General features: G+C 67.7%; 23 protein-coding genes. 14 read left to right on the top strand and 9 right to left on the bottom strand.

Features of this window, described 5'->3' with window-relative positions; genetic code table 11:
- The first annotated feature begins 97 nt into the window (after window positions 1-97).
- The 4 genes from E0W80_RS16415 to E0W80_RS16400 are packed head-to-tail and all read left to right on the top strand — an operon-like array spanning window position 98 to window position 5,836.
- Complete coding sequence (locus E0W80_RS16415; protein WP_165875497.1) at window positions 98-1,573, top strand: site-specific integrase; 1,476 nt, start codon at window positions 98-100, stop codon at window positions 1,571-1,573.
- On the top strand, window positions 1,570-3,330 hold the full coding sequence (locus E0W80_RS16410) for a hypothetical protein (RefSeq protein WP_131494126.1): 1,761 nt from the start codon (window positions 1,570-1,572) through the stop codon (window positions 3,328-3,330). Before E0W80_RS16415 ends, E0W80_RS16410 begins: the two co-directional genes overlap by 4 nt.
- Window positions 3,327-5,420: a tyrosine-type recombinase/integrase gene (locus E0W80_RS16405; protein ID WP_131494124.1), complete on the top strand. Its 2,094-nt coding sequence runs from the start codon at window positions 3,327-3,329 to the stop codon at window positions 5,418-5,420. Before E0W80_RS16410 ends, E0W80_RS16405 begins: the two co-directional genes overlap by 4 nt.
- Window positions 5,417-5,836 (top strand): hypothetical protein, encoded by a 420-nt coding sequence (locus E0W80_RS16400; protein WP_131494123.1) that lies wholly within the window; start codon window positions 5,417-5,419, stop codon window positions 5,834-5,836. The genes E0W80_RS16405 and E0W80_RS16400 overlap by 4 nt, the downstream gene beginning before the upstream one ends.
- 26 nt (window positions 5,837-5,862) lie before the next feature.
- On the opposite strand, the gene E0W80_RS16395 is transcribed toward E0W80_RS16400, so the two are convergent.
- The 3 genes from E0W80_RS16395 to E0W80_RS16385 form a co-directional block, all read right to left on the bottom strand.
- Entirely contained in the window at window positions 5,863-6,405 is a 543-nt protein-coding gene (locus tag E0W80_RS16395; protein WP_131494121.1) for a hypothetical protein, read from the bottom strand.
- Window positions 6,406-6,411: 6 nt separating this feature from the next.
- On the bottom strand, window positions 6,412-7,542 hold the full coding sequence (locus tag E0W80_RS16390; protein ID WP_131494119.1) for an XRE family transcriptional regulator: 1,131 nt from the start codon (window positions 7,540-7,542) through the stop codon (window positions 6,412-6,414).
- A gap of 94 nt (window positions 7,543-7,636) precedes the next feature.
- Window positions 7,637-7,921, bottom strand: coding sequence for a helix-turn-helix transcriptional regulator (locus tag E0W80_RS16385; RefSeq protein ID WP_131494117.1), 285 nt, complete (start codon window positions 7,919-7,921; stop codon window positions 7,637-7,639).
- A 191-nt stretch (window positions 7,922-8,112) separates the two neighbouring features.
- Here E0W80_RS16385 and E0W80_RS16380 point away from each other — a divergent pair, with 191 nt between their 5' ends.
- Genes E0W80_RS16380 through E0W80_RS16370 form a run of 3 tightly spaced genes read left to right on the top strand, consistent with a single transcriptional unit; the run spans window position 8,113 to window position 9,482 of the window.
- Window positions 8,113-8,553 carry a hypothetical protein gene (locus E0W80_RS16380; RefSeq protein WP_131494115.1) on the top strand — a complete coding sequence of 147 codons (441 nt, stop codon included), beginning with the start codon at window positions 8,113-8,115 and terminating at the stop codon, window positions 8,551-8,553.
- A gap of 42 nt (window positions 8,554-8,595) precedes the next feature.
- Window positions 8,596-8,985 (top strand): hypothetical protein, encoded by a 390-nt coding sequence (locus tag E0W80_RS16375; protein ID WP_131494113.1) that lies wholly within the window; start codon window positions 8,596-8,598, stop codon window positions 8,983-8,985.
- Window positions 8,982-9,482: an HAD domain-containing protein gene (locus tag E0W80_RS16370; protein WP_131494111.1), complete on the top strand. Its 501-nt coding sequence runs from the start codon at window positions 8,982-8,984 to the stop codon at window positions 9,480-9,482. Before E0W80_RS16375 ends, E0W80_RS16370 begins: the two co-directional genes overlap by 4 nt.
- 18 nt (window positions 9,483-9,500) lie before the next feature.
- On the opposite strand, the gene E0W80_RS16365 is transcribed toward E0W80_RS16370, so the two are convergent.
- Window positions 9,501-9,716 carry a dodecin gene (locus E0W80_RS16365; protein ID WP_131494109.1) on the bottom strand — a complete coding sequence of 72 codons (216 nt, stop codon included), beginning with the start codon at window positions 9,714-9,716 and terminating at the stop codon, window positions 9,501-9,503.
- Window positions 9,717-9,849: 133 nt separating this feature from the next.
- Window positions 9,850-11,187 carry a PLP-dependent aminotransferase family protein gene (locus tag E0W80_RS16360; RefSeq protein WP_165875496.1) on the bottom strand — a complete coding sequence of 446 codons (1,338 nt, stop codon included), beginning with the start codon at window positions 11,185-11,187 and terminating at the stop codon, window positions 9,850-9,852.
- A 150-nt stretch (window positions 11,188-11,337) separates the two neighbouring features.
- Between E0W80_RS16360 and E0W80_RS16355 the strand changes: the two genes are divergently transcribed.
- The 6 genes from E0W80_RS16355 to E0W80_RS16330 all read left to right on the top strand — a co-directional run bounded on the left by E0W80_RS16355 (window position 11,338) and on the right by E0W80_RS16330 (window position 18,808).
- Window positions 11,338-12,867, top strand: a complete 1,530-nt coding sequence (locus tag E0W80_RS16355) for a GMC family oxidoreductase N-terminal domain-containing protein (protein ID WP_131494106.1) — start codon at window positions 11,338-11,340, stop codon at window positions 12,865-12,867.
- Window positions 12,868-12,923: 56 nt separating this feature from the next.
- Window positions 12,924-13,847 carry a cyclase family protein gene (locus E0W80_RS16350; protein WP_131494104.1) on the top strand — a complete coding sequence of 308 codons (924 nt, stop codon included), beginning with the start codon at window positions 12,924-12,926 and terminating at the stop codon, window positions 13,845-13,847.
- Between the two features lie 3 nt (window positions 13,848-13,850).
- The gene (locus tag E0W80_RS16345) at window positions 13,851-15,167 is read left to right on the top strand and encodes a Zn-dependent hydrolase (protein WP_131494102.1); all 1,317 of its coding nucleotides are present in this window, start codon (window positions 13,851-13,853) and stop codon (window positions 15,165-15,167) included.
- On the top strand, window positions 15,167-16,144 hold the full coding sequence (locus E0W80_RS16340) for an ABC transporter permease (RefSeq protein ID WP_131494100.1): 978 nt from the start codon (window positions 15,167-15,169) through the stop codon (window positions 16,142-16,144). The genes E0W80_RS16345 and E0W80_RS16340 overlap by 1 nt, the downstream gene beginning before the upstream one ends.
- Window positions 16,141-17,637, top strand: a complete 1,497-nt coding sequence (locus E0W80_RS16335; RefSeq protein WP_131494098.1) for a sugar ABC transporter ATP-binding protein — start codon at window positions 16,141-16,143, stop codon at window positions 17,635-17,637. The genes E0W80_RS16340 and E0W80_RS16335 overlap by 4 nt, the downstream gene beginning before the upstream one ends.
- Before the next feature lie 79 nt (window positions 17,638-17,716).
- A complete protein-coding gene (locus tag E0W80_RS16330) occupies window positions 17,717-18,808 on the top strand; it encodes a sugar ABC transporter substrate-binding protein (protein WP_131494096.1) in 1,092 nt (363 codons plus the stop codon).
- Between the two features lie 59 nt (window positions 18,809-18,867).
- On the opposite strand, the gene E0W80_RS16325 is transcribed toward E0W80_RS16330, so the two are convergent.
- The 4 genes from E0W80_RS16325 to purU form a co-directional block, all read right to left on the bottom strand.
- Window positions 18,868-19,326: a GNAT family N-acetyltransferase gene (locus E0W80_RS16325; protein WP_131494094.1), complete on the bottom strand. Its 459-nt coding sequence runs from the start codon at window positions 19,324-19,326 to the stop codon at window positions 18,868-18,870.
- 37 nt (window positions 19,327-19,363) lie between these two features.
- The gene (locus tag E0W80_RS16320; protein WP_131494092.1) at window positions 19,364-20,245 is read right to left on the bottom strand and encodes a bifunctional methylenetetrahydrofolate dehydrogenase/methenyltetrahydrofolate cyclohydrolase; all 882 of its coding nucleotides are present in this window, start codon (window positions 20,243-20,245) and stop codon (window positions 19,364-19,366) included.
- A gap of 204 nt (window positions 20,246-20,449) precedes the next feature.
- Entirely contained in the window at window positions 20,450-22,912 is a 2,463-nt protein-coding gene (locus E0W80_RS16315; RefSeq protein WP_131494090.1) for an FAD-dependent oxidoreductase, read from the bottom strand.
- Window positions 22,913-22,947: 35 nt separating this feature from the next.
- Window positions 22,948-23,814 carry a formyltetrahydrofolate deformylase gene (gene purU / locus E0W80_RS16310; protein ID WP_131494089.1) on the bottom strand — a complete coding sequence of 289 codons (867 nt, stop codon included), beginning with the start codon at window positions 23,812-23,814 and terminating at the stop codon, window positions 22,948-22,950.
- Between the two features lie 196 nt (window positions 23,815-24,010).
- Here purU and E0W80_RS16305 point away from each other — a divergent pair, with 196 nt between their 5' ends.
- Window positions 24,011-25,807: an ABC transporter substrate-binding protein gene (locus E0W80_RS16305; RefSeq protein ID WP_131494087.1), complete on the top strand. Its 1,797-nt coding sequence runs from the start codon at window positions 24,011-24,013 to the stop codon at window positions 25,805-25,807.
- Window position 25,808 lies beyond the last annotated feature (1 nt).

Genomic DNA, 25,808 nt, shown 5'->3' with positions numbered 1-25,808 from the left:
ATTCTGACCCCCGTTCCGGCGTGTTGCGTGGGTCGGATTCTGTCATCGCAGTGAGGCTGGCCGGGTGCCTCGAACCGCCGCCTGGAACCTCCACTTCGTGACCGATCTCAAGATGCGAGCGGACGACCCTGTCCTGCTCGCCGCGGTGCCTGAGATCACCGACCGTCACCGAGCGGCGGTCGGCCGCCCGTTCTTCGTCGACGACCACGGGACGCTGCATTCGGCGCTCAACCGCTTCTTCTCGGGCGCGCGCATGCGCACCCGCTCCGAGGGCACGAACCGGAAGTACGCCCACTCATTGCTCATCTGGATCAACTTCCTTCGTCGACAGGGCATCGACTGGCAAGATGTCACCGAGGACGATCTGCTGGACTTCAAGTTCTGGCGGCGCACCGACCCGCGCAATCCTCGGCCGATCGCGGGCAGCACCTGGTCCGTCGACCTCGCGGCGATGTCGTCGTTCTACGAGTGGGCGGCGCGACACCTCGACGGTCCGTCGCTGGGTTTCGAGGTGGCGGGTAGCGTCGCGTGGGGGTCGCAGCGTGTGAGCCGTACCGGCATCAGTCCGGATTACCGCCCGTCGACGGTGCGGAAGGCGGACGTGAAATGGCTCTCGCCGGGCGCCTTCCGGCTCTGGCGCGACCTCGGGGTGCATGGACTGACGCGTGAGGGGAAGGAGCGCACCAGGTGGCGGCCGAGGTCGCAGTCACGTGATGCCGCGTTCGTCGAGGGTCTGTACAGCACGGGGCTGCGGCTCCAGGAGCTGTCGAGTGTATTGGTCTCCGAGCTCGCGATCCTGCGCGAGGGGCAACGGTTCGGCACTCAGAGGCTTGCCGCAGCGTGTGCGAAGACGAGCCGCTCCCGGGCGTACTGGATCGGCCGGGAGGCTGTGGACGCAATCGCCCTGTATCGGGAGACGGAGCGCGCAGATGCCGTCCGGAAGGCGCAGCGCATGGGGGCTTACGATCGGCTTGATGGAGTGACGATCGTAGATTCGGCACCGAGCGGGTATGCCCGCATGCGCGGTCGCGAGGCTGGCGCTGCACGGGTGGTTCCGCTGCACGACATCCGCCCACGGGAGCGCCTCCGGCTGTTCATCGAAACGCCAGAGGGTCTCGAGCCGGCTCAACTGTGGCTGAACGAGGACGGGACGCCCAGGGCGAAGCGTGCCTGGTATCCAGCGTTCGGGCGGGCCAACGCGCGCGTCGCGAAGGCCGGCGTCGAGAACCTTCACTGCGAGCCGCACATGCTCCGTCACAGCTTCGCCCTGCGCTGGTACGCCGTGGCGCGGCTGATCTGGGAACGGCGCTGGGGCTCCGAGGGCGCCGAACGCGCGAAGGACTTCCGCGAGCAATTCGGCGACGCATGGAGCTTCGTGCAGACCATGCTCGGCCACGCCGATGTGAACACGACGCGCGCCATCTACCTCGAGCCCTTCCGCTCCTTGGACGTGCGGGCACTGCTCGAGTACGGGCGGGCGGATCTCGACCCCGAACTGCTGCTGCAAGTGCTGAGGGACGACTCGCGGGTGCGCCTGATCTCCGATGATGAACGGCGAGAGGCGGTGCGATGAGCCGCGCAGTGCTCCCGGAGGGCAACTATGCGCGGCCCGAGACGCTCCACATCGACGGCGAGCGGATCGTCGTGACGGTGTTTGAAGAGCGCACGGGGCGGAAGAAGGAGTTCGCTTTCCATGAGTTCCCGGTGGCGCGAGCGCTTTCTGAGACGTTCGCGCGCGGGTACGCGCGCGCCACGGGGCCCGGTGGCAGCCGCCGCACGATCGGATCGGCGATGTTCCTACACAGCACCCTCAGGTCATACGCGAGGTACCTCGCGGCCCACCCGGACGCCCCCTCCAGCCCGACCGAGCTTCGGACTGCCCACCTGCGAGAATTGCGCTTCAAACGGGACAGGCAGTCGTACGAGCAGCTGCTCGCATTGCGGGTGGTGCTGCGCGGCGATTCGAGCGTGCCGACAGCCTATCGAGAGCTGCTGCTCAGCCCGCTTCGCGCGGTCCCGCACAAGCAGCGGATTGAGGCCTACACCGCGTCCGAGTTCCGCTCGATTCGACGTTCCATGCGTGCGATCGTGCGCGGGGCTCTCACGCGCGTGCAGGCCGCCGAAGCCGAAGTTGCCGGCGTGCTGTCCTCCGGTGTGCTCGAGACGGATAGGGACTTCGTGCTCTGGACGCTGGGAAAGAAGGGGGATGTGCCGCGCACAGCCAAGGGCCTCCAAGCAGTACCGCGGTCTCATATGATCGCGCGGGAACTTCTGCCTTCAATGCAAGAGATGGCCGCCGCCGCCGTGCTGATGCAATGCCTAACCGGCCACAACATCGGCACCCTCCTTGAGCTGACAGCCGATCATCATCGAGCTGACGACCAACGGGCTGAGTCCGCGATGGTTCTCACAGACGCGCGCAAGCCGCGACGAGGGCGCTATCGCGCAGAGCTCAACCTCGCGTTCGACGCGAGTGACGTCTGGGAAGAAACCTCGGCAGGCGATGACGATTTCGCTTCACCCGCGGGTATCTACCGGATCGTCCTCGAGCTCGGCAGCCGCTCGCGCAATATCGCGGGCAGTCGGAGGCTCTTCGTCGGTTTCTCTGGCGCGCGCACATCGGCGCTCTGCCGGCCGCTTGCCGAGCTTGCGGGGCATCGCCGCCGCTTGATCTGGTCGCACTCGGGCCAGACACACGCTGGTGTCGACACGATGCGCATTCGCCGTTCGTTCCTCGAGCTACGGCAACGGCCTGTGGATCACACCCCGGCGACCCTCGCGGACACGTACCTCAGCAAGGACCCCGCGGCTCTCGCTTCGAACCAGCGTGTGGTCGCCGATGCACTGGACGACGAGATGCAGCGAGTGCAGACGGCAGCGCGGGTCACGGCTCTGACGCCCGAACAAGTCACCGCCGCGTCGACCGACCCGGAGGGCGTCGCGGCGGTGATCGGCGTCGACGTCGAGACCCTCGCCGATCTGCTCGCAGGGCGCCTCGACACCGTTGCGACCGCGTGCGTGTCGAACACGACGAGTCCATACAGCCGGGCCGGCGACGCGTGCACCGCTTCGTTCCTGCTCTGCCTGGGCTGCTCGAACGCCAGAGTCGAACCTCGTCACGTTCCGATCCAGCGAGTCCTGCGCGATCGACTCGAGGCTCGTCGAGCGGAGATGCTCCCCGTCGAGTGGGAGGCTAGATTCGGCACCGCGCACGGTCGGGTCCTTGACCTGCTTGAGCGCATGCCGGGGGCTCCCCAAGACGACGGTGCCGCCTCTGAGACGGCGGGTCTGATCGATCAGCTGCTCGACGGACGGTGGGATCTGCGATGAGGGGGATCAGCGCGGCGGCGATCTCGCCGCAGACACTCGTGCTGCAGGAGCGCGCGTATCGGCCTGGAACCGATGTCGCGTCGTTGTCACGATACGACGACGCGGTATGGGATCTGACGCCCGCCGTCTTCGAAGACCACTCCGCACGCGTGAGCATCAACTTCGCGGTGTTCAACGATCGGTGGGAACCCACGGTGCGCGCCTACCTCTGGATGCTTATCAACGGCAGCCCTCGCGGTATCCCCGGCGCCGTGCCGGAAGCTCGACTCTCGATGCGCAGCGTTTCGCTGATCAAGAGCAGCCTGGCCGCGCTGCTCGCCCGCTTCGATCTCATGGGCATCACCGACCTCGCGCAGCTCGATCCGTTGCGACTGGATGAGCTCGTGGTTGACCTCGGACGCGAGCTGAGCTTCGACCGCGCACGAAAGATGCTCACCGAGATCCGCCGGCTCTGGGCGCACCGCGACCTGCTGGACGCCCCGATGCGAATGCCGGATGAGATGCCCTGGAACGGCGACAGGGCGTTCGACCTGATCGCGCCACCGCGCTCGACAGCGGGCAGCAGGACGCCACGGATCAGCGACGCCACACTGGTTCCGCTCATCGCATGGGCAGGACGGTTCGTCGAGGACTTCAGCGACGACATCGTCGCGGCGTTCCGCCTCTACCGTGAGCTGATCGTCCGCGAGTACCGGCATCGCCCCGTGAACAGCGAACCGACGCAGATCCTGTCTCACGCGGAGGGCCGTGCCAACATCGTCCGCGCGCTCGAGTTGCTGCGTGATGCCGGCGTCGGACTACCTGGCCGCGTCGCCGCCGGCGGTTCGCGGTCGGTGAACTGGTCCCACATCGGACGCATCGCACGCGTCAGCGATACCCGGGTGCGCACCGCGCGGTCGCTCATCGAGGGATTCGGGCTTCCGATCGACGACGACGCCTACCTCCCGATCCGCTGCACCGGATCGCTTGATGGCAGGCCGTGGCGCGACAAGCCGATCGCGTGGGCCGACGCCCCACGCTTCGCGACCTGGCTGCAGACCGCCTGCTTCCTCGTGATCGGCTACCTGTCCGGAATGCGCGCCGGCGAAGTGCTCAGCCTCGAGCGCGGATGCCTCGACTTCGACGCCCAGAGCAACATCTGGACGATCAAGGGACGGCGCTGGAAAGGCGTTCGAGACAGCACGGGTAGCAAGGAACCCGAGGGGCGCATCCGCGAGAACCCGTGGGTCGTGCACCCGACCGCCGCCCGAGCCGTGCAGATCCTGGAGCAGATCAACGACCACCAGCTGCTGTTCCCGATCCACGTGAGACCGCAGGCCCTGCGCGGCATCACGCCGCAGTCGAACCTGCGCGATGGCGAGGCGCGCACCACCAGCCAGATGGGAACGGACATTCTCGACTTCACCCGCTGGGTGAACGAGTACGCGACGGCGAACGGCAGAGCAGACCTGATCCCCGATGACCCGCACGGACGGGTGAACGCGCGCCGACTGCGTCGGACCCTCGCTTGGCACATCGTCCGCCGGCCCCGCGGGCTCGTCGCGGCGGCCGTCCAGTACGGACACATCGCGACGCTCATCACCCAGGGATACGGAGGCAACTACGCCTCCGGTTTCCCGGACGAGCTCGCGTTCGAGCGTTGGCTCGAGAGATACGAGCACCTCAGCGAGATCGACAGCTACCGAATCGACGGCGGCCGCATCAGCGGTCCGGCCGCGTCGGGACTCGCCGATCGTGCCGCTGCGACGACCGCCCGTTTCGCGGGTCGCCCGGTGCCGACACACCGTCAGGCACGCACACTCCTGCGCAACCCGAACCTGCAGGTGTACCCCGGTGAGGGCATGCACTGCGTCTACAACGCTGAGACCGCGCTGTGCGCGCGCGACAGCGCCGAGCCTGTCCTCGGCAACTGCCGATCCGCCTGTCGAAACATCGCCCGAACGGACGACGACATCGCGCAACTCAAGCAGATCTCCGCCCAACTTCAAGCCGACCGGCTCGCGCCGCCTATCCGGCACCAACGCGCTCAGGCGCTCATCGCCCACCACGACGCCACCATTGCTGAACACGAGAGGACCCCCGCGAGATGACGACCGCAGACGAGACGCGCGCTGCGCTGCAGCGTGCCGCCGAGGATCTTCTGGAAGGGCGACTTCCGGGCCCACTCACTGGCGTCCGGCTTGTGGAGGTGGCCGGCGTGAAGCGGCACCGCCTGACGCACGACAATCCGGACATCAACACCGAGTTCCAGCGACGCGCCCGTGAGCTGAATCGCACGAAGCCCGAGGTGGACCGCCTCCGCGGTGAGCTCGAGGCCGAGAGCGCTCGTCGACGCCGCGTGACGGCGGAGCGGGACGAGCTGAGGGGTCGCCTAGACGCCTACGCGACGGCGTTGATGCTGGTCACCGACGAGCGCGACCGCCTTCTGCGCACGCTGGGCCAGCGAGGCAAGGTCGTCGACATCCGCTCCATCCCTGTGATCGACACTGCCGACGGTAACGCCTGAAACAGAGGCACCAGCCCCGGGCCGGTCTACTTGATGAAGTCGTTCGGTGACGTCGGCACGCGCAACAGGTGCCGGTCGGAATCGAGGATCGCCTGTGCGACTTCGAATGCTCGATCTGCGCTGAGCTCGGTGAAGCCAACCATGTCGCCCAGGAGACCAAAGATGTCCCGAGTAGTGATCTGCTGTGCGACGGCGAAGTTGTACGCGTCACGATCCTCCGTGAGCCAATACGACTCCCGGTACTCGGTGTGTTCCTTCAGCAGGTGGAGGGTCTGACTTTCGCCCAGGTGCTGAAGCGGCTGCGCCTTCGTGCCACCGAAGACCGCGACACGCAGGCCTTCGACCGCGCGGATGCTCTTGGGCCCGGAGATCTCGATCGGTTCACCGAACCATTCGGCCTGATCCAGTTCAGCGAGGTGCGGAGTCAGTCTGGCCGACATCGCGATCTCGTGCGACACGGCTTCGGTCACGCGCCCGCTGTCGCCGAGGTACTGGCGAAGGATGGCGAGCTCATTCGCATGCGCGAAACTGACGACGACGGAGTTGTCGGGGAACAGGAACTTCGACACGGCCGCTCAGTCGTCGACCTCGAACGCGGCGACGTCGTCCTCCGATGCGCTCTCGACGAAGTATGCGGCGAGCTGGTCCACGGACATGCCGAGCAGGCTGGCGGCTGGGCGAAGTGTCGTGAGCCCGTCGCGGTAGGCCTCCAGGTAGGCGTCGACGAGTCGCTGCGCCGGTCGCGCGTGTTGGGCGAGGCGTGCCCGGTCCGTGTGCTCAGCAGCGCGTCCCGCGCGCATCGCGATCGACCGCGCGGTCGTGCCGGCAAGTCGCCGCTGCGTGGGCGCATCGATCATCTCTTCGTTGAATAGCCGCCACGACATCGAATCGGGCGACAACTGGAAATGCAGCACCAGCTCATCGAACGCGTCCACCGGGCTGCGGGCACCGCAGACGTCGAGGATCTCCGAACGCGAGGCGAGGAACGTGGCGGCGAAGGTGTTCGCCCGCTTCTCCGTTGTCGTCTTCGTCGCGTACAGCCGCTCCTCGATGACCTCGTCATGCGAGTCGCCGAACGCCACATGCGCGAGCTCATGGGCGAGTGTGAACCGCTGGCGGAAGGGCGCCTCAGTCGTCGCGAGGATGATCGCGCGCGCGCCGCCATCGGAGAAGGAGAGACCGTCACATGAATCCGGAAGATCGGTGACGACGACATCGATTCCGAACCGATCCTCGATGCGACCGATCAGTTCCGTGTTCGACAAGCCACCGACTGGCCCGCCGAAGGCCTCGAGATAGCGCGAAGCGAGGGTGTTCGCCTGCTTCAGCCAGCCACGACCAGACGGCGGCCGCGGCAGATCGGGCGCCGGGAGCTCACGCCCCAGAAACGTCAGGCCCTCAGCGCGCTCGACCAACTGCTCGATCGCCTCGCGGCCCACGAGGTCGCCGGCTTCGACGGCGTGCTCGGCCGCACGATGAGCGAACACGATCTCCCGCGTCGCATCGCCCGTCAGCAGCCAATCGACTGTCGTCCCGTCGAGCTCCGCGATCAGTGCCAGCTCGAGCGACGTGAAACGACGCCTGTCGGCGAGCGACTTCGCAAGTTTCGAACCGTCGATCCCGATTCGATCGGCGAACTCTTTCTTGCTGAGACCGCTGCGTGTGAGCACCTCTGTGACACGCCCGATGAGGCCCCCCGCTTCCATATTTCCCAGCTTCGCAGAAGATTGCGAAAATCGCAACTCCGTGGTAACGGCGCAAGCGCGGCCAGCTCGTTGAACCCGCGGTGATGCGTTTCGGTCAGCGGTTGCGGAGGTCCGGCGCGTCGTCGGGGACGAGATCCGCGAGGGGGATGTCGAGGACCTGGGATAAGGCGAGGATCGAGCGAAGTGTCGGATTGGCAGGGGTGGCCGGCCGCGACTCGCCCTTCTCGTACTTCTGGTAGGTGTAGCGCGTGAGTCCGGCGCGGTATGCGACGTCCTCTTGACTGAGGCCGGCCTCTTCGCGTGCGCGGCGGAGGGCGGTCGCGAGCCGCTGGACGTATGCACTCCATTGCGCATCGATGTCATCGTCACGCCTGGCCACCCATCAAGGCTCGAGACCGATGCTCGTTCGTATGGCCTATTCGGTATGGCATAATTCGTGAGGCCATACGAAACAATCATCGTCTCCGTCGGATCTCTCCGCTGCCCTTGCACGTGTGCTGCCGGTCCCGATGGCCTTCGGTCGCGTCGCGGGCCCGGCCCGTGCGTGCGACCGCGAAGGTGATGGTGGACGTGGCTGTTGACCCGTATCCGATCTGGTGGCGGGGGATCTCGGCCCCGCCACCGGCGCAATGGGTCTACCTCTTCGAGGAGTTCACGGGCGACGACACCGCCGACGAATGGGCCCTCTCCGCGGCGATCTTCATCGCCCAGACCCGGCGTCGTACCGGTGCCGGGCCGACGTTCTCGGAGCTCTTCGCACATCTGCTCCCCGACTCGAACGGGCTGCCCGGACCGTTCCCGCCGGGGCTGGACTTCTTCGCGCGCCGGCGCGCCGTCACCGGCTTCCGCGGACACGTGACCATCGAGTGGCGGCGTCGTGCGCTGATCAGCTGGGACAAGGACGTCACCGGCAGCCTTCGCGTCGGGCGACAATTCCGGGAACGATCCCGGCAGCGCCAGCTCGCCCGCGGACGTGCTGGTGTCCGTCGTGAGATCTATCGTTCCGCGTGACACCGCGTTCGCCCGCCCCGCGAGCATCGAGAGAGTGAGCTCATGACTGAGGACTTCCCGCCCGCGATCCGTCGGATCGTCGACCGGTTCGCGCCGGGCTGGCCCGCGTGGATCGATGTCGGCTCCGGTTGGTATTCGCTACTGGCGCGTCTCGACGAGCAGCTTGCGGCCATTGCCCCGGACTACGTGCTGCACCAGTGCAAGTCGAAGTTCGGCTCGCTGTCGTACTACGCGTATCCGTCCGCGGACGGGTCGCTGCACCTGCCTGCGTTCGACGAAGCGATCCTCGCCGCGTCGTGGGAGAGCATCGAGACCTGCGAAGAGTGTGGGGCGCCGGCGAAGCAATACACGATCCGGATGTGGACGTGGACGCTGTGCGAGACGCACCTTCACGAGAAGATCGTCGAATCGGGTGAGCAGGAGGAACGGTGACTTCCGTTCTCATGGTGCTGGACGTCGACGGCACGATCTCACGTGTTCTCCGCGACCACGAGTACGACGAACACCGCGACGACCCCGGCTGGGCACGCGTGCTGCCGTTGGACGAGCCGGTCATCCACGCGCTCGACGAGCAGGCCAGACGCCCAGGGGTCGAGGTCGCCTGGCTGACCTCGTGGGCCTCGAGCAACGCTGAGCTCGACTGGCTCGCCAACGAGTCGCCGCTACGTGGCCGCCTCAGCGGTGCGCTCGTGCCGTGGGTCGACTGGCCGCGCAGCGGCTGGCGCAGCCGTAGCCTCCTCGCCTACGTCGAGCAGATCCAACCCCAGGCCGTGATTTGGGCCGACGACCGAGCCGCCAGTGGCACGGCACGCCGCGTCGAGACGCGTTTCGGCATCCCGCACCTGATCCTGCGCCCGCAGCTGCACGTCGGGCTCACGTGCGAGCACGTCCAACGCATCCGGGACTTCATCGACGCCCATCTCGAGTGAGGCCGCTCGGTGCTCAGCTCACGAGGGGTCTTCGAGGCGGAAGCCGACCTTGAGCGTCACCTGGAAGTGCAACACACCGCTCTCGTCTGCGTGGCCGCGCGTGGACACCACCTCGAACCACTCGATGTTGCGAACCGTCGCCGACGCGCGCTCCAGCGCGCTGCGGATTGCCGCGTCGGTGCCGTCGGGCGACGTTCCGACAATCTCGCTCACGCTATAGGTCCTATGCGACATCATTGTCTCCTTCATCCGAAGGGCCGTGTGGGGTGGCGGCCACGCTCAGTCTGCTCGCGCACGGCGCCAGGCGGTAGGCCGGTGGGCTTCGCATGAGCAGCGATTGGCTGTGCGTCGCGTGCTCGCATCGGTCTCAGCGCTTCGTGCGACCTACCTGAGACGCAACCGCGATCTCGCGCGCAACGTCCGCGACATCGCCGGTGATCGCAGCCGTTGATACGCGTATATGGGGATCGTTGACTCCGCCGACCTGGAAGGCGCTTCCTGGAGCCACACCGATGCCTTTCGAAGCGAGATAGACGAGGGCGTCTCCCTCAGATCGCACCGGCACCCAGACATTGAAGCCCCCGCCGTGCGGGATCTGGATGCCGTGCTCGGCGAGGACGTCGACGAACGTCTGCTGGCGTCGCGCGTACTCTTCCTTCACGGTTTTCAGGTGGGCGCGACGCATCGGATCGTTGAGGAGCAGCCGAAGGAGATCCTGATTGAGGCGGCTGACCTCGTAACCGCCGACGCGTCTGCGATGTGCTTCACGGATCAGCTTCGGGGCGCCGATGAGGACGGCCACGCGGATGTCCGGATGGATGTCCTTCGAGAACGCCTTGACGTACAACGTGTGAGCGGGTGCCCATTCGGCGGCGCTCATCGCAGGCACGGGCAGCAGATCGCCATAGAAGTCGCCGTCGAAGATCCACACGTCATGCATCGCGCACAGCTCTGCAATGGCGCGAAGGCGGCGCCGTGATGTCACGATCCCGGACGGGTTGTGCACGCGGGGCTGCAGGATGATGGCTCGCGCTCCGGCGTTGACGGCTCGCTCCACGGCCGCCAGCTCTGGCCCCTCGTCGGTCAGTGGTACGGCTACCGGCTCGAGCCGGTAGCGCTCGAGCAGGTCGACGTACGGCGCGAACTCGGGTTGGGCGACGATGACCTTCGTCGAGGGCGGGCCGATCACAGGGAAGATTTCGGACAGAGCGCCGAGGACGTGCGTTGCAAGGAGCGTGTTGTCAGGCGCAGGCATGAAGGGCACGTGCGGTCGCAGCGCTTCGGCGAGCAGTGGGTCGAGCTCGTCGGCGGGATAGCCCCGATACGCGGGACCATCGGCGAGCTGTCGCAGGTGTGGACGGATGTCGATGAGCTGCTCGGGATCGGGAAAACCGGTGGAGAGATCGAGCCGTATCTCCGCGCCCTGCACCCCGCGGAACTGGCGCCAGGGGGTCGAAGCCTCCGGGTCTACGACGAATGTGCCCTGGCGACCGCGGGTCTCCAGTAGCCCATCTGCCACAAGCATCTTCCACGCATCACTGATCGAGCCGGCGCTCAAGCCGAGCCGATCTGCGATGACCCGCGTGGTGGGCATCCGCTCTCGCGGGGGGATGATGCCGGCCGCGATCAATTGCGTGACAGCGCTCGCGACCCCCCTCGCCGATCTGTCCTCGACGCTGCCGACGATCCGATCGAGCGTATCCACCAGCTCATCGTATGCCCGACGGGCCGAGCCGCCGCGTTCATGGGAAACCGACTTGTAACCTCGCCGCATTGATCACGACATCACCGAGATTAATCATTGACAAAGTCGAATACAGCGTGTCCACTGGTTTGGACGCAAGGAGGCGTGGAAATGATCGACGTGATCATCGTTGGCGGCGGCACCGCGGGGTGCGTGCTCGCCCGGAGGTTGAGTGAGAACCCGGAGCGGTCGGTTCTGCTCCTCGAGGCCGGCCCGGACTACTCGACGCCCGAGACGACCCCCGTCGAGATCCTCGACGCGAAACTCCCTCCGATGTCGCACGACTGGGGCTACGTGGCCGCGGACCAGAGCACGCCAGAGCGACCGGTCTTCCTTCCTCGCGGAAAGCTCATCGGCGGATCCTCTGCCACGAACTACGCGTTCGCGATGCGAGCGCGACCGGCCGACCATGACGAATGGGCGGAACGCGGGCTCACCGGCTGGGGTTGGGAGGACGTGCTGCCGCTCTACAAGGAGATGGAGACCGATCTCGGCGGGGACGCCACCTGGCACGGCACGGACGGTCCGTTCCGCGTGACGCGGCCTGGGTGGGACGAAGTCGCCCCAACTGCGCGGGCATTCGCGGAGGCCTGTCGAGCGCTCTCGATACCGGTGGTCGACGACGTGAACGCACCCACGGCGCCGGGCTTCGGAATCGTTCCTCGCAACCAGGCTGACGGTGTGCGCGAGAGCCTCGCGCTGACCTATCTCAATCCGGTCCGTGAGCGTCCCAATCTCCAGATCCGCGGGCGCACCCTTGTCGATCGGGTTCTCCTGGAAGGCGACCGTGCCGTCGGAGTCGTCCTCTCGTCCGGCGAGGAACTGCGCGCCGGGCACGTGATCCTCGCGGCGGGGGCGTTCAACTCCCCGGCCATTCTCATGCGGTCCGGTATCGGCGCTGCGGACGATCTGACCGAGCACGGGATCGCAGTGCGTCACGAGCTTCCCGGGGTGGGACGCAACCTCATGGAACACCCTGTGTTCTGGAACATCTACGCCGCGAAACCCTCGGACGCGAAGGTCGACACGATCTTCCAGAGCTGCCTCAGCTACAGGATCCGTGACGAGGAACGGGACTACGACCTGCACCTGATCCCGTCTTCGCTCCTGCCCGCCGAGGACGTCCCGCCGCAGTACGTTCCGCCCGCAGCGGATCACCCGACCGGCTTCGACTTCGTCATCTTCGTCTCGAACATGCGGCCACGGTCGCGTGGTCGAGTGCGTCTCGCGGATGCTGACCCGAACACCGCTCCACAGATCGAGCTGAACCTCTACGGCGACCCGGCCGATGCGGAGATCGTGGCCGAAGGCGTGCGCCTGGCACGCCGACTGGCGCAGCAGACACCTCTGGCGGACTATCTCGTCGAAGAGCGCGCCCCCGGCGCGACGGTCGAAGACGCCGACCTCGTCGACGCAGTGCAACGGGCGGTGACCCACTACAACCATCCGTCCGGCACGTGCCGGATGGGCGTCCCCGGTGACCCAGGCGCCGTCGTCGACGTCGCGGGGCGCGTCCACGGTCTCCACGGGCTGTCCGTGATCGACGCCTCGATCATCCCCGTCCTCCCGCGGGTCGCCATCAATCCGACCACCGTCCTCATCGCCGAGAAGCTCGCGAAGGCCTTCGACGCGGCCAGCTGAACCACACCGAGAGCGCGGCGACGCGCGCCACCCAACACCTAGCGAAAGGCAACACCATGTCCCACGAGTTCACCGTCGCGACCAGCCCCTGGGGCCCCGACGACGAGATCGGCGCCCTCAACCACATCACCCCGGAGTCGCGAGCCGCGGTCATGTCGCGCGTCGACGGCAGCCGCGTCTTCGATCTGTCCTGCGACTACTTCGTCGGCATGCCGACCTGGAGCTCGCTGGGCGACCCGGCCTATCAGATCTACAAGACGCACGATCCCGAGGGCGACGTGGTGACCAACCCGCTTGGCCTGGATGACGAGGCGAACAAGCTCACCAGCTACACCGGTGATGCGATTTCGATGTACACGCACTCCGGCACGCACATCGATGCGCTCAACCATTTCGGCTGCCACGGCGTGATCTACAACGGCTACCACGCGCACGAGCATGTCGGGAACCGCACGTGGGAGAAGTGCGGGGTCGACACGATCCCGCCGATCGTCGCGCGTGGCGTGCTGCTCGATGTCGCGGGCTACAAGGGAGTCGACATCCTGCCGCCGTCGTACGGCATCGGCGCCGAGGACCTCAGCGGCGCGGCCGAGAAGCAGGGTGTCACGATCCAGACGGGCGACGTCGTGCTCGTGCGCACCGGCCAGTACCGGAAGTGGCCGGACTCCGCAGCCTTCCTCTCCGATGAGCCCGGTCTCAATCTCGAGGGCGCGAAATGGCTCGTCGAGCAGGGCGCCATGCTCATCGGATCCGACAACGTGGCCATCGAGCAGCTTCCCTCGGCGAACGAGTCGACGTGGATCCCGGTTCACATGTACCTCTTCAACGAGGCCGGGGTCACCGTGATCGAGGTCGTGAACTGCGAAGAGCTCGCGGCCGAGAAGGTCTACGAGTTCGCGATCGTCGCGCTGCCGCTGAAGCTCAAGGGAGCGTCCGCATCGCCGATCCGCGTCATCGCCATGCCCCTCGCGAAGCAGTAAGGCATGACGCTCCACCCTGACGAGACCCGTCTCCAGCACTGGCTCGACCTGTTCTCTGCTCCGGACGTCGGCGGCACCCCCGCAGGCGGGGTCTCGCGCCCCGCGCTCTCCGAGTTCGACAAGGTGGCTCGCGACCGCTTCGCCGACGTCGCGACGACGCTCGGGCTCGACATACGCGTCGACGACGCCGGGAACATGTACGCGCGGCGGGAAGGGACCGTCCGCGGGCTCGCGCCCGTCGTGATCGGGTCGCACCTGGACACCGTGGTGCCGGGCGGTCGTTTCGACGGCATCCTCGGCATCGCCATCGCGCTGGAGACCGTCGCGCTGCTGAACGACGCGTCCCTCACGACGCCACGTCCCATCGAGATCGTCAACTGGATGGGCGAGGAGGGCGCTCGATTTCCTCCTGCGATGCTGGGGTCGGGTCTGGTCTCGGGTGCCTGGGACGTCGCGTATCTGCACGATCGTGTCGACGCGAGCGGTGTGCGGGTCGGCGATGCGCTGGCGGCCATCGGCTATCTCGGTGAGGCGGGCAACCGCCTGACGCGCTTCCATGCGGCCCTCGAGGCGCACATCGAGCAGGGCGTCCAACTCGACGGCACGGGCCACGATGTCGGCATCGTTCCGCACATCGAGCCCGTCCGATGGTGCACGATCGAGGTCCACGGAATCGGTGGTCATGCAGGAGGGCCCGGGCCTGGAGGGCGCCGAGAAGCGGTCGTCGCCGCAGCGCGCATGATCACAGCGGCCCGCGACCGTGCCGTCGCTGCCGGCGGCTTCAAGACAACGGTCGGACGCGTCGAGGTGGAACCCGGCTCGAACAACGTCATCCCTCACATCGTGCGTTTCGGCCTCGACATCCGAAGCGGCTCCGACGATGAGCTCGAAGGACACGTCGCGGAGATCATCGACCTCTTCGACGCGATTGCAGCAGAAGAGGGCACCACCATCCGAGTGCATCGCGATTGGGCGATGCGCAGTGAGCCGTTCGACGTCCGCATCCAGTCCCTCCTCCGCTGGATCGCCGAGGAACGGCAGGTCGCCTGGCTCACCACCCGCGGTCACATCGGACACGACAGCCTGCATCTCGCATCGATGGGACCGACAGCCATGCTGTTCACCCGAACCACCGATGGCGTGTCCCACGCGGAGTCCGAACATGCACCCTGGCCGGCCATCCTCGCCACGGCGGCGGTGTTCGCCGACGCCACTCTGGCGCTGGCGAACGATCCCGAAGAGACGACCTCCGCCGCGGAGCAGTCGCCGCCACGCCAGTCCGAGGTGCGCCGCGCATCCACGACAGCAAGGAAGCCCTGATGTCCGCACTCACCGGCAACACTCGAACCCTCCCTGGTGGATTCAAGGCGCTCGTCACCGGCGAGCATGCCGTGCTCGGAGGCATCGTCGTCCTCGTGATCGCCTACTTCGCGATCACGGCACCGGTGTTCCTCAGCGGCCGGAACGTGTCGAACCTGGCTTCCTCGATCGCGGTACTCGCGATCCTCGCCGTGGGGCAGACCTTCGTCATCATCTCCGGGGGCATCGACATCTCGATCGCCGCACAGGTCGGGTTCCTCTCGATCGTCGCCGTCGATCTGTCTCATGCCGTGCCGTACGGTGCAGCTCTGCTGCTCGTGGTCGGTCTCGGAGCGCTGATCGGGCTTGTCAACGGCATCATGATCGCCTGGGTGAAGGTGTCTCCGATCATCACAACGGTTGCGATGCTCCAGGTGCTCACCGGGCTCAGTCTGGTTCTCACCGGCGGTCAACCGCGTCGCAACTTCGACCCCGCCTACACCGCGCTCGGCACGGGCTCGTTCCTCGGCATCCCGTCGATCGCCTTGCTCGCGGCCGCGGTCATGATCCTCGGAGCCCTCTTGCTCAATCGCGCCGCTCTCGGCCGCTACGCGATCGCCATCGGCGGCAACAGCGAGGCCGCTCGCCTCTCGGGCATCAAGGTCAAGCCGTACACGGTCGCGACCTACGTGCTCAACAGCGTGTTCGTCGCCGTCGCGGCGATCGCGCTGTCCTCCCGCACCGGGTCGGGCTTGCCTGACCTGGGCGCAGGCATAGAGATCACCACGATCGCCGCGGTCTTCATCGGCGGTGTCGCCTGGGGTGGCGGAAGAGGAAGCATCCTCGGAGTTCTGCTCGGCGTCCTCCTCATCGGGATCATCGGCAACGGCCTCGACCTGAACTCCGTCAACTCCCACATCCAGGTCATCATCACCGGCCTCCTCATGGCGGCCGCGGTGGCACTCGGCATGCTGCGCGGACGATCGGTCACCCGATGAGTCCCCTGACGTTGTCGGTCGAGGGGCTCAGCAAGAGCTACGGCGAGACACGTGCGCTCAGCGAGGTGTCGCTCGACTTCCACGGCGGCGAGATCCACGCGCTGATGGGTGAGAACGGGAGTGGGAAGTCGACCCTGGTCAAGCTGCTCTCGGGCGTGATCCGGCCCACCGGCGGCCGCATGCTCCTGGACGGCGCGGAGGCGTCGTTCGCCGGCCCCGCGGATGCCATCCATCACGGCATCGGCACGATCCACCAGGACAGCGCCCTGGTTCCCGAGCTCACCGTCGCGCAGAACATCGTGCTCGGACACGAGCGGCGCGTCATGCCCGGTGTGCTCGGGGGCGACGCGCGCCGCGTGGCCCGGCGTTGGCTCGAGGCCATCCAGGCCGAGATCTCCCCAGACGCTCTTGCCGGATCGCTCACCATCGCGGGCAAGCAACTGGTCGCCATCGCGAAGGCGCTTTCGAACGAGTCGCGGTTGCTCATCTTCGACGAGCCGACCGCGGCCCTCGGAGACGCCGAGACCGAGCATCTCCTCGCACAGATCGACACGCTGCGCTCGCAGGGCATCGGGATCGTGTACATCAGCCACCGAATCGCCGAAGTGCAGCGCATGTGCGACAGGCTCTCGGTGCTGAAGGACGGTCGGCTCACCTACACGGGTACGGAGCCGCAGAGCGAGGAGCAGATCATCCGACTGATGATCGGCAGGGAGCCGGAGGCGCTGTTCCCGACTCTCGCCGCACCCCGGGAGTCGGTCCTGCTCGCCGCCAGGAACCTGCGGAGCGTGGACGGGCTCGTCGACGTGCCATCGTTCGAGGTCATGGCCGGCGAGGTCGTCGGGATCGCCGGATTGGACGGCTCCGGGCGCGACACACTCGCCCGGCTGCTCGCCGGCGTGGAGAAGCCGATGGAGGGGTCACTCGAGCTCGCTGGGGTGATCCTCGAGAATCCCAGCCCGGCCCGCGCGGTCAAGGCCGGGATCACCTTCGTGCCGCCGGATCGGCGGCGGCAGGCGGTCATCGACCAGCACTCGATCGCCCGCACGGTGAGCCAGTCGTCGATCTGGAAGTTCTCACGTCTCGGCTGGGTGAAGGCCCGCTCCGAGATGCGAGAGGCGGTGGCCGCCGGCACGCGACTCGGTGTCAAGACGGACAACTACCGGAACGGCATTCTGACGCTGTCCGGTGGCAATCAGCAGAAGGCCATCCTCTCGCGGGCCCTCGTCGCGGCATCCGCTCTTCTCGTATGCGACGAGCCGACCGCGGGCGTGGATGTCGGCGCACGCGCGGACATCTACGGTCACTTCGCACAGCTGGCCGCAGACGGCCTCGGGATCGTCCTCTCGTCGTCGGACATGGTCGAGCTGATGGGGATGTGCCACCGCATCGTGGTCATCCGGGAGGGCCGCATCTCGACGGTTCTCGCTGCCGAGGACGCGACCGAGGAGAAGCTCTTGGCCGCGCAGCTTCCGGCGCACTCCGAGGTGTGACGGAGAGCGCCGCCGTCAGATCCAGGCAACCCATTCAAGAGACCCCCACCCCGCATCACCCGACTCGACAGGAGTGCTCATGCGATCCACCACACCCACCCATACCGCCCGGGCTGCCGTCCGTGCATTCGCCGTCGGCGGCATCGCCGCCGCCTTGCTGCTCGCGGGCTGTTCCTCGCCCGGATCGGGCGGCACGGGCGCCGCTTCCAGCGAGGAGGTGCCCGATGTCGGCGTGCTTCACGAGCGCACGCTTCCCGAGGTCCCCGAGACGCCCGCTGAACCGTTCAAGGCGGCCGTCTTCGTCGCACAGCAGCAGCAGGGCGACGCGATCTCGTACACGGAGGCTCTCGCCGCGTTCGGCGCCGAGCACGGCCTGGACGTCGATCTCTACGATGCGGGCGGCTATTCGCAGATCGACAAGCAGATCAACCAGATTCAGACCGCCATCACCACCGATCCGGACATCATGATCGTCTGGGCTACCGACCCGAACGCCGTGGTGCCGGCGCTCCAGCAGGCGGACGCGCAGGGCATCAAGGTGCTGAACTGGGTTCAGACGACCAACTTCGAGGGTGCGATCAGCACGATCCAGACGGATTTCGTCCAGGACTCCTACAACCTCACCACCGCGATCGGAACGATGCTCGGCGGCGAAGGGCAGCTCGTCACTGCCTTCGGAGGCTGTGGAGGTCAGTACCAGCGCGACCTGCAGAAGGGGGCGGAGGATGCGGTCGCCGACATGCCGGGGCTGAGCATCGCGGTCTCCGAGTGCCCGTCCGACTTCGATCCCACGAAGGTGCAGGACATCGTTCAGAACGCGCTCGTAGCCCAGCCTGATGTCGGGGGTGTGCTCACCTCGGTGGTGTCACAAGCCGTCGGTGCCGTCAATGCGATTCAGGCCGCCGGCGCCACAGGTGAGGTGCTCGTCGGATCGGGCATCCTGACATCCTGCAGCGATATCGAACTGGTCGAGTCGGGGCAGGTGCCTCTCGTGGCCGGAGTGCCTTCCGCCTACATGGGCGAACTCGGCGCCGCCGTCGCGCTGCGCGCGCTGAGCGGGCTTGAGGTCGACGCCGAGTACATCGTGCCGAGCAACATCTACACGGCGGACAACATCGGCGATGCGGATCTGACACAGGATCTCACCGCTCAGTTCCTCGAAGGCTGCTGAGAGGCCCCATGCAGACGGCGGCCTTGACAGGATCCTCTCAGGGCCGCCGTCTGGCCGAGTCAGCCGCCCTCTGGCTTCATGTCGTACGTCACCCAAGAGGTCGCCGTCGCGACCTGGTCGTACAGGCTGCGCGCGGTGGTGTTGTCGGCCGCGGTGATCCACCGCACGACGTTGGCTCCCTCTGCTGCCGCACGTTCCCGTGCCGCGCGGAGCAGGCTGTCGGCCACGCCCCGGCGGCGGGCGGATGGCGCGGTGAAGAGGTCGTCGAGGTACAGGCCCGTCGCGGCGAACGACGGCCGCGCGAAGCGACGGAGGTTGGCGAGACCGAGGAGCGAACCGTCAGCCTTGGCGACGGCCACCAGGCCGATCATGCCGTGCTCGCGTTGCGACACCCATCGCCAGGTCGTCTCGACTGCGTCTGCGTCTTCTGGCAGGTGATAGAAGTCGCGGTACCCGGCATAGAGGCCGCGCCACTGCGGCGCGTCGGACTCTGTCACTTCGCGGACATCGATGCTCATCGTCTCGCCTCTTCTCGTCGCGCCGTGTGCCGACAACCTAACGGTGTGCGCGCTCCGCGGCCTCGACGACGTTGGTCATCAGCAGGGCGACGGTCATCGGCCCGACGCCGCCGGGGTTCGGCGACAGGTAGCCCGCGACCTCGGCCACGTCCGGGTGGACGTCGCCGTACACCTTCTGCTTGCCGGTCTCCGGGTCGTCCTCGCGCGTGACGCCCACATCGAGCACGGCGGCGCCGGGCTTGACGTCCTCGGCCGTGATCAGGTGCTTGACGCCGGCGCCGGCGACGATCACGTCGGCCTGACGCAGGTACGGGCCCATGTCGGGCGTGCCGGTGTGCACCTGCGTCACGGTGGCGTTGACGTCCTTGCGCGTGAGCAGCAGGCCCATCGGGCGCCCGATCGTCACGCCGCGGCCGACCACCACGACATGCTTGCCCTCGAGGTCGTAGCCGTTGCGCGTGAGCAGCTCGATCACGCCGCGCGGCGTGCACGGCAACGGCGTCGCGATCGGCTGGTTCACGTTCAGCACGAGGCGACCGAGGTTGGTCGGGTGCAGGCCGTCGGCGTCCTTGGCCGGGTCGATGCGCTCGAGGATCGCATCCGTGTCGATGTGCTTCGGCAGCGGCAGCTGCACGATGTAGCCATGGCAGGTCGGATCCGCGTTGAGCTCGTCGATCAGCGCCTCGACCTGCTCCTGCGTCGCATCGGCGGGCAGCTCGCGCTGGATCGAGTTCATCCCGATCGCCACCGACTGCTTGTGCTTCATCCCGACATACAGCTGCGACGCCGGGTCCGCGCCGACGAGCACCGTCGCGATGCCCGGCGTGACGCCCTTCTCCTTGAGCGCGGCGACGCGCTGGGCCAGTTCCTCCTTGATCGCCTTCGCGGTGGCGACTCCATCCAGCTTCTGCGCGGTCATCTGATCCTCACCTCGGTCGACGGATCCGCCCGAGGGCGGAAGACGAGGCGGGTCGCTTCGCAGGAGACAGCCGGCGAAGCGACCCGCTCGGAGTGCGCCGACCCCTCGGCGCACTCACTGAGACGTGGGCTGAACTCACCAGGCAGAACCGTCAGCTCCACGTCGGTCGTGGCCCCGCCCGAGCGACAGGCGGAACCACGAGCATCACCCGCGCATGCGGCTGCCCGTCGGGTCGTAGAACGGCTTCGGCGACACCTCGATCGAGTACCGGGTGGGGCCGACCTCCACCTCCCACGTGCCGTCGAGGGGCGTGCCGGGCGCGACGACGGCGAGGCCGACGGCGCCTCCGAGCGAGTGCCCGTAGTTGCCGCTCGTCACCCGACCGACGGCCGTGCCGTCTCGATAGATGGTCTCGTCATGCAGAAGGAGCGGCTCCGGGTCGGTGATCCCGACGTAGACCACGCGGTGCTTTCGTGTGAGGTCGCCGCTGATCGCCGCGCGTCCGATGAAGTCGGCCTTCTTGTCGAGCGAGACGGTGAACCAGAGCCCGGCCGACTTCGGGTCGTCGACAGGCCCGATGTCGTGACCGAGGTGGCGGAAGCCCTTCTCGCTGCGCAGCGAGTCGAGCGCGAAGTACCCCGCGGGTCGGACGCCGAGCTCCTGCCCGGCGTCCCAGAGGGCGTCGTAGACGTTCTCGGCGAGGTCGGACGAGACGTAGATCTCGTAGCCGAGCTCGCCCGTGAAGCTCACGCGCAGCGCGTACGCGTATCCGTCCGCGATCTCGACCCAGCGCCCTGCGAGGAACGGCTGCGCCTCATCCGACCAGTCCTCCGGAGAGGCGTTCTCGAGCAGCCGGCGCGCGTTCGGTCCGTTCACCGAGATCGTCGCGAACGCGGAGGTCGCATCGAAGACGGCGGCTGAGGTTCCCGCCGCGGCGCGGCGCAGGATCGACAGCGTCTTGTCGCGTGTCGCGCTGGGGGCGACCACGAGGAACCTGCTCTCCTCGAGCCGGGTGACGGTGACGTCGAGCTCGATGCCGCCGGCCTCGTTGAGCTGAAGCGTGTACACGGCGCGGTTCAGCGGCACGTCGAGGTCGGAGGTGAACGTGCGCTGCACGACGTCCAGCGCGTCGGGGCCCTCGACGAACACCTTCGCGAACGGGCTGAGGTCGAACAGGACGACGTTCTCGCGCGCGGCGCGGTGCTCCTCCGCGACGTGCTCGAACCAGCTGGCGCGACGGTAGCTGTACTCCACCGGAGCCTGGGCTGGGTCGTACCAGTTCGCACGCTCACCGCCATTGATCTCGCCGAACACGGCGCCGAGCGCGGCGACGCGGTGGTGCAGCGGGGAGCGGCGCACGTTCCGGCCGGTCGACATCTGCAGGTTCGGCCAGTGCATGGCGTACAGGCGCCCGAGGCCCTCGCGGGTGCGGTCGTGCAGGTAGCGACGATTGTCCTGATGCCGCGAGAACCGGCGTGCGTCGACCGCCGAGGCGTCGAACTGCGGCGTGCCCGCGAGGATCCAGGCGGCCAGCTCGCGTCCGATGCCGGGCGCGAAGATGATGCCCTGCGAGTTCATGCCGGCGGCGACGAAGAGCCCTTCGACCTCGCCGGTCTCGCCGAGGAGGAAGTTCGCGTCCGGGGTGAAGCTCTCCGGCGCGTTGAGGAAGCGCTCGAAGCCGGCCCGCTGCACGGCGGGGACGGTGCGCTCGGCCTGCACGCGGACCGACTCGAAGTGCTCCCAGTCCGCGTCGAACTCGGCGAATCCGCCGCTCGAGATGTCCCTCACGGCGACGGGCTTGCCGTCCGGCTCGAAGGCGCCGACGAGGAAGCGTCCCTCTTCGTGCCGGATGTAGTAGCTCGCGTCCAGGTCGCGCAGGATCGGCAGGGTCGGCACGGAACCCTCGACCGGGTTCGTGCGCACGTGCACGTGCTCCGCGGCGTAGAGCGGCACCGAGACGTCGGCCGTGCGAGCGAGATCCCGCGTCCACAGGCCTGCCGCGAGCACGACCGTGTCGGCCTCGACGTCACCCTGCGACGTGCGCACGCCGACCGCGCGTCCGTCCTTCACGATCAGCGATTCGACGCGCACGCCCTCGCGGATCTGCACGCCGGCGGCGTGAGCCAGCTTGCCGAACGCGATCGCCGCGTATCCCGGGTTGATGGTTCCGTCCCCGGGGATCAGCAGCGCTGCCTTCACCCCGGCGGGGTTCACGAGCGGCCACTGCTCGAGCAGCTGCTTCTCGTCGAGGAAGCGAGCCTCCACCCCGCCCTGCTGTGCCACGTTGAGCTGGTAGTGCAGCTCGTCGACACGGCCGTCGGTGCGGGCCATCGAGAGCGACCCGCACTCCACCCAGTTGAGGTCGACGTCGGCGAGGTCGCCCAGACGCGTGTAGAAGTCTCGGCTGTACTTCGACAGCTGCGTGAGCGTCGTCGACGCGCGCGCGCCGTTGACGAGCCCGGCGGCATGCCACGTGGTGCCGCTGCCCAGCACGTTCGCCTCGAGCAGGAGCACGTCCTTCTCGCCGGCCTCCGCAAGGTGATGCGCGATGCTCGTGCCGACCACGCCACCGCCGACGATGACGACGCGTGCGCGCGCCGGCAGCGGACCGTGCGCCGAGTCGGTGAATGCGGCCGCGCTTATGGTGCGGTCGACCATGCGTTCCATGAGAACTCCTTTGCTTGCAGACAGCAGCCGATTGCTCAGCTGAAGACGACGGTGCGGCGGCCGGTGACGATGATCCGGCGCTCGGCGTGCCACGCGACGGCGCGAGCGAGTGCGGCGCGCTCGGCCTGCCGGCCCGCGACGACGAGGTCCTCGGGGGTGGCGCGGTGATCGACCCGGAACACCTCCTGCTCGATGATCGGGCCCTCGTCCAGGTCCGCCGTGGCGTAGTGCGCCGAGGCGCCGACGAACTTCACGCCGCGGTCCCACGCCTGGTGGTAGGGACGCGCGCCCTTGAAGCCGGGCAGGAACGAGTGGTGGATGTTGATCACTCGCTGCGGCAGTCGAGCGCACAGGTCATCGCTGAGGATCTGCATGTACCGGGCCATGACGATCAGCTCCGCGTCGAGCTCGTCGATGAGGCCCAGCAGTGTCGCTTCGGCGGCCGGCTTCGTCTCCGGGGTGACGGGGATCAGGTGGAACGGGATGCCCTGCTGCTCCGCGATGGGCCGCAGGTCGTCGTGATTGCCGACGATCGCGACGATGTCGATGTTCAGCTGCCCATCGTGCCACTGCTCCAGGAGCTCGTTGAGGCAGTGCGTCGTCTTGGAGACCATCACGATGGTCCGCGTCGGCTCGGCCGCGTCGTCCAGCCGCCAGGTCATGCCGAGCTGCCCGGCCAGGGAATCGAAGCCGGTCCGCAGCTGGTCGACGGTCACCGTGGCGGGGTGCGTCGCCTCGATGCGCAGATAGAAGCGCTCGGCGCGGGCGTCGTTGAACTGCTGGCTGTCGGTGATGTTGCATCCGTGCTCTGCGAGAAACCCCGTCACCGCGTGGACGATCCCCAGCTGGTCTGCACACTCGAGTGTCAGCACGATCCTCGACTCGACGCCTTCGACGGCCATCTGTCACCTCTCTCACGGGTCAGTTGGCACCAAGGTAGGAGAGCCGACCCCGTCAGAGAATCCGCCTGTAGAACAATGTTCAGTCGATCTTCGTACTGTGAAACAGGATCGTCTGTGCGCCTCACCGCGATACTGTTCAGGTCTCGTCAGGCCTGAACCGCGGCCCCGGCTTCCCGAACCGCCTGCGGAGGACGCTATGAACCACCCGGATGACGGTCCCTTCGACCGCCGGGCGTCCGGCGCGTTCGAGGCGCGGGTATCGTCGGACGGCGAGGTTCACGCCGCCCCGCAGTCCACGACCGCCTCCGCCGCGCTGCCCGCCGAGCTGGTCGACCTCGCACTCGGCTTCCTCGCCGAGGGCCTCACCCGCGTCGAGTTCCTGTGGGCGGGAGACGGGACGTCCCGGCTGCTGGGCGTGACGATCCAGAAGTCGACTCGGGGCGACGACGAGGCCGCGCACGTGTCCGCGCACCGCGTGGACGTGCTTCCGCTGGGCCTCACGAGGCGGGAGCTCGACATCGCCACCCTGCTGGTCGGCGGTCTCTCGAACGCCGACATCGCGGAGGCCCTGGGTGTGAGCGGCCGCACCGTCACGACCCACGTCGACCACATCATGCGGAAGTTCGCCGTCTCCAGTCGCTCGGCCGTGGCGACGGCCGCCCTCGACATGGGCCTCACGGTGCTCCCGTTCCTCAGCCCCGCCTCCGATTTCGAGCGCCTCCGCGTCGGGCGGATGGTGCGGTCGGCCGGCCAGCGCGCGCCCCGCCGGCCCCACGGCGTGCGCATCTCGCTCACCGCTCCGCCTCTGCGTATCGGCGCCCTCATTCCCCTGCAGGGACGGGCTCACCACGATGCCGTCGAGATGCTCAACGGAGCGACCCTGGCGCTCGAGGAGATCAACCGGCGCGGCGGCGTGCAGGGACGCGAGCTGCGCATGGATGTCGCCGAGGTCGACGCCGACGACAGCCACAGCATCCGCCAGGCCGTGGAGCGGCTGCTCCGCCAGGCTCCCGCTGCCATCACCTCCGGGTATCTCGCCGACCAGCCGACGGCGCTCGAGGCGGCGAGCAGCGAGGGCATGCCATTCCTCCACGCCTCCGCGTCGGTGCGCCTCGCGCGCCTGGTCGCGGGCGACGAGAACCGCTTCCGCGGCGCATTCCAGTTCAGCCCCAACGACTCCGACTACGCCCCCAGCTACATCTCGTTCCTCACAGAGCTGCGCGATTCGGGGCAGTGGGTGCCGTCATCGTCACGGATCGCCATCGTGCACCAGTCCCGATGGGAGATCGTGGATCTCGGCATCCGCGCGGCCCAGCAGGCCGCCGTGGCGGCAGGCTGGGAGCTGGAGACGATCCCGGTGAGGGACCGGCTCGACCCCGACGACTCGTGGGCCGAAGCGGCGCACACCGCGCAGCGGTCGCACCTCGCCGCCGTGATGATCGGCAGCTACTTCCCGTCCGACAACGCCCAGTTCATCCGGGCGTTCCAGACCGCGCCGGGCGAAGCGCTCATCTACTCCAGCTATGCGCCGTCGGTGCCGATCTTCCACGCGATGCTCCGCGACGCCGCCGAGGGCGTGCTCTGGGCGACGACGACGGGCACGTACTCGGACAGCGTCGGCATCGCCTTCGCCCGCCGGTACGAGCAGCGCTTCAGCAGGGCGCCGGGGCGCTCCCACGCGGGGATCGCCTACGACCGGATCCACATCCTCGCCCAGGCATGGGGGCAGGTCGAGAACCCGCACGACTGCGACGATGTGAGCGCGCGACTGCTGGAGACCCGCTATCGCGGCGTCAACGGGGCGTACACGTTCGACACCTTCGGTCACAGCACGCGCAGCCTCGGCCAGACATCGGTCGACCCGTCCCTGGCACAGGCGCACGCGACGTTCCAGATCCAGGGCGGGCGAGACATCCTGATCTCGCCGCAGCCGTACGCCTCGGGTCGATTTCGACCGCCGCCGTGGACCTCAGCGGGCCGGCCGCGCGCCTGAT

This window comes from Microbacterium sp. PI-1, assembly GCF_004337555.1.
Taxonomy (GTDB): Bacteria; Actinomycetota; Actinomycetes; order Actinomycetales; family Microbacteriaceae; genus Microbacterium; species Microbacterium aurugineum.
This window is presented reverse-complemented; position numbering and strand designations above follow the sequence as displayed.

What these genes read in the sequence shown, in the direction of transcription:
- E0W80_RS16315 (WP_131494090.1), bottom strand. Translation starts at nt 22,912, where the DNA reads ATGGAACGCATGGTCGACCGCACCATAAGCGCGGCCGCATTCACCGAC.
- E0W80_RS16410 (WP_131494126.1), top strand. Translation starts at nt 1,570, where the DNA reads ATGAGCCGCGCAGTGCTCCCGGAGGGCAACTATGCGCGGCCCGAGACG.
- E0W80_RS16330 (WP_131494096.1), top strand. Translation starts at nt 17,717, where the DNA reads ATGCGATCCACCACACCCACCCATACCGCCCGGGCTGCCGTCCGTGCA.
- E0W80_RS16305 (WP_131494087.1), top strand. Translation starts at nt 24,011, where the DNA reads ATGAACCACCCGGATGACGGTCCCTTCGACCGCCGGGCGTCCGGCGCG.
- E0W80_RS16320 (WP_131494092.1), bottom strand. Translation starts at nt 20,245, where the DNA reads ATGACCGCGCAGAAGCTGGATGGAGTCGCCACCGCGAAGGCGATCAAG.
- E0W80_RS16345 (WP_131494102.1), top strand. Translation starts at nt 13,851, where the DNA reads ATGACGCTCCACCCTGACGAGACCCGTCTCCAGCACTGGCTCGACCTG.
- E0W80_RS16350 (WP_131494104.1), top strand. Translation starts at nt 12,924, where the DNA reads ATGTCCCACGAGTTCACCGTCGCGACCAGCCCCTGGGGCCCCGACGAC.
- E0W80_RS16375 (WP_131494113.1), top strand. Translation starts at nt 8,596, where the DNA reads ATGACTGAGGACTTCCCGCCCGCGATCCGTCGGATCGTCGACCGGTTC.
- E0W80_RS16325 (WP_131494094.1), bottom strand. Translation starts at nt 19,326, where the DNA reads ATGAGCATCGATGTCCGCGAAGTGACAGAGTCCGACGCGCCGCAGTGG.
- E0W80_RS16390 (WP_131494119.1), bottom strand. Translation starts at nt 7,542, where the DNA reads ATGGAAGCGGGGGGCCTCATCGGGCGTGTCACAGAGGTGCTCACACGC.
- E0W80_RS16335 (WP_131494098.1), top strand. Translation starts at nt 16,141, where the DNA reads ATGAGTCCCCTGACGTTGTCGGTCGAGGGGCTCAGCAAGAGCTACGGC.
- E0W80_RS16405 (WP_131494124.1), top strand. Translation starts at nt 3,327, where the DNA reads ATGAGGGGGATCAGCGCGGCGGCGATCTCGCCGCAGACACTCGTGCTG.
- purU (WP_131494089.1), bottom strand. Translation starts at nt 23,814, where the DNA reads ATGGCCGTCGAAGGCGTCGAGTCGAGGATCGTGCTGACACTCGAGTGT.
- E0W80_RS16355 (WP_131494106.1), top strand. Translation starts at nt 11,338, where the DNA reads ATGATCGACGTGATCATCGTTGGCGGCGGCACCGCGGGGTGCGTGCTC.
- E0W80_RS16340 (WP_131494100.1), top strand. Translation starts at nt 15,167, where the DNA reads ATGTCCGCACTCACCGGCAACACTCGAACCCTCCCTGGTGGATTCAAG.
- E0W80_RS16400 (WP_131494123.1), top strand. Translation starts at nt 5,417, where the DNA reads ATGACGACCGCAGACGAGACGCGCGCTGCGCTGCAGCGTGCCGCCGAG.
- E0W80_RS16365 (WP_131494109.1), bottom strand. Translation starts at nt 9,716, where the DNA reads ATGTCGCATAGGACCTATAGCGTGAGCGAGATTGTCGGAACGTCGCCC.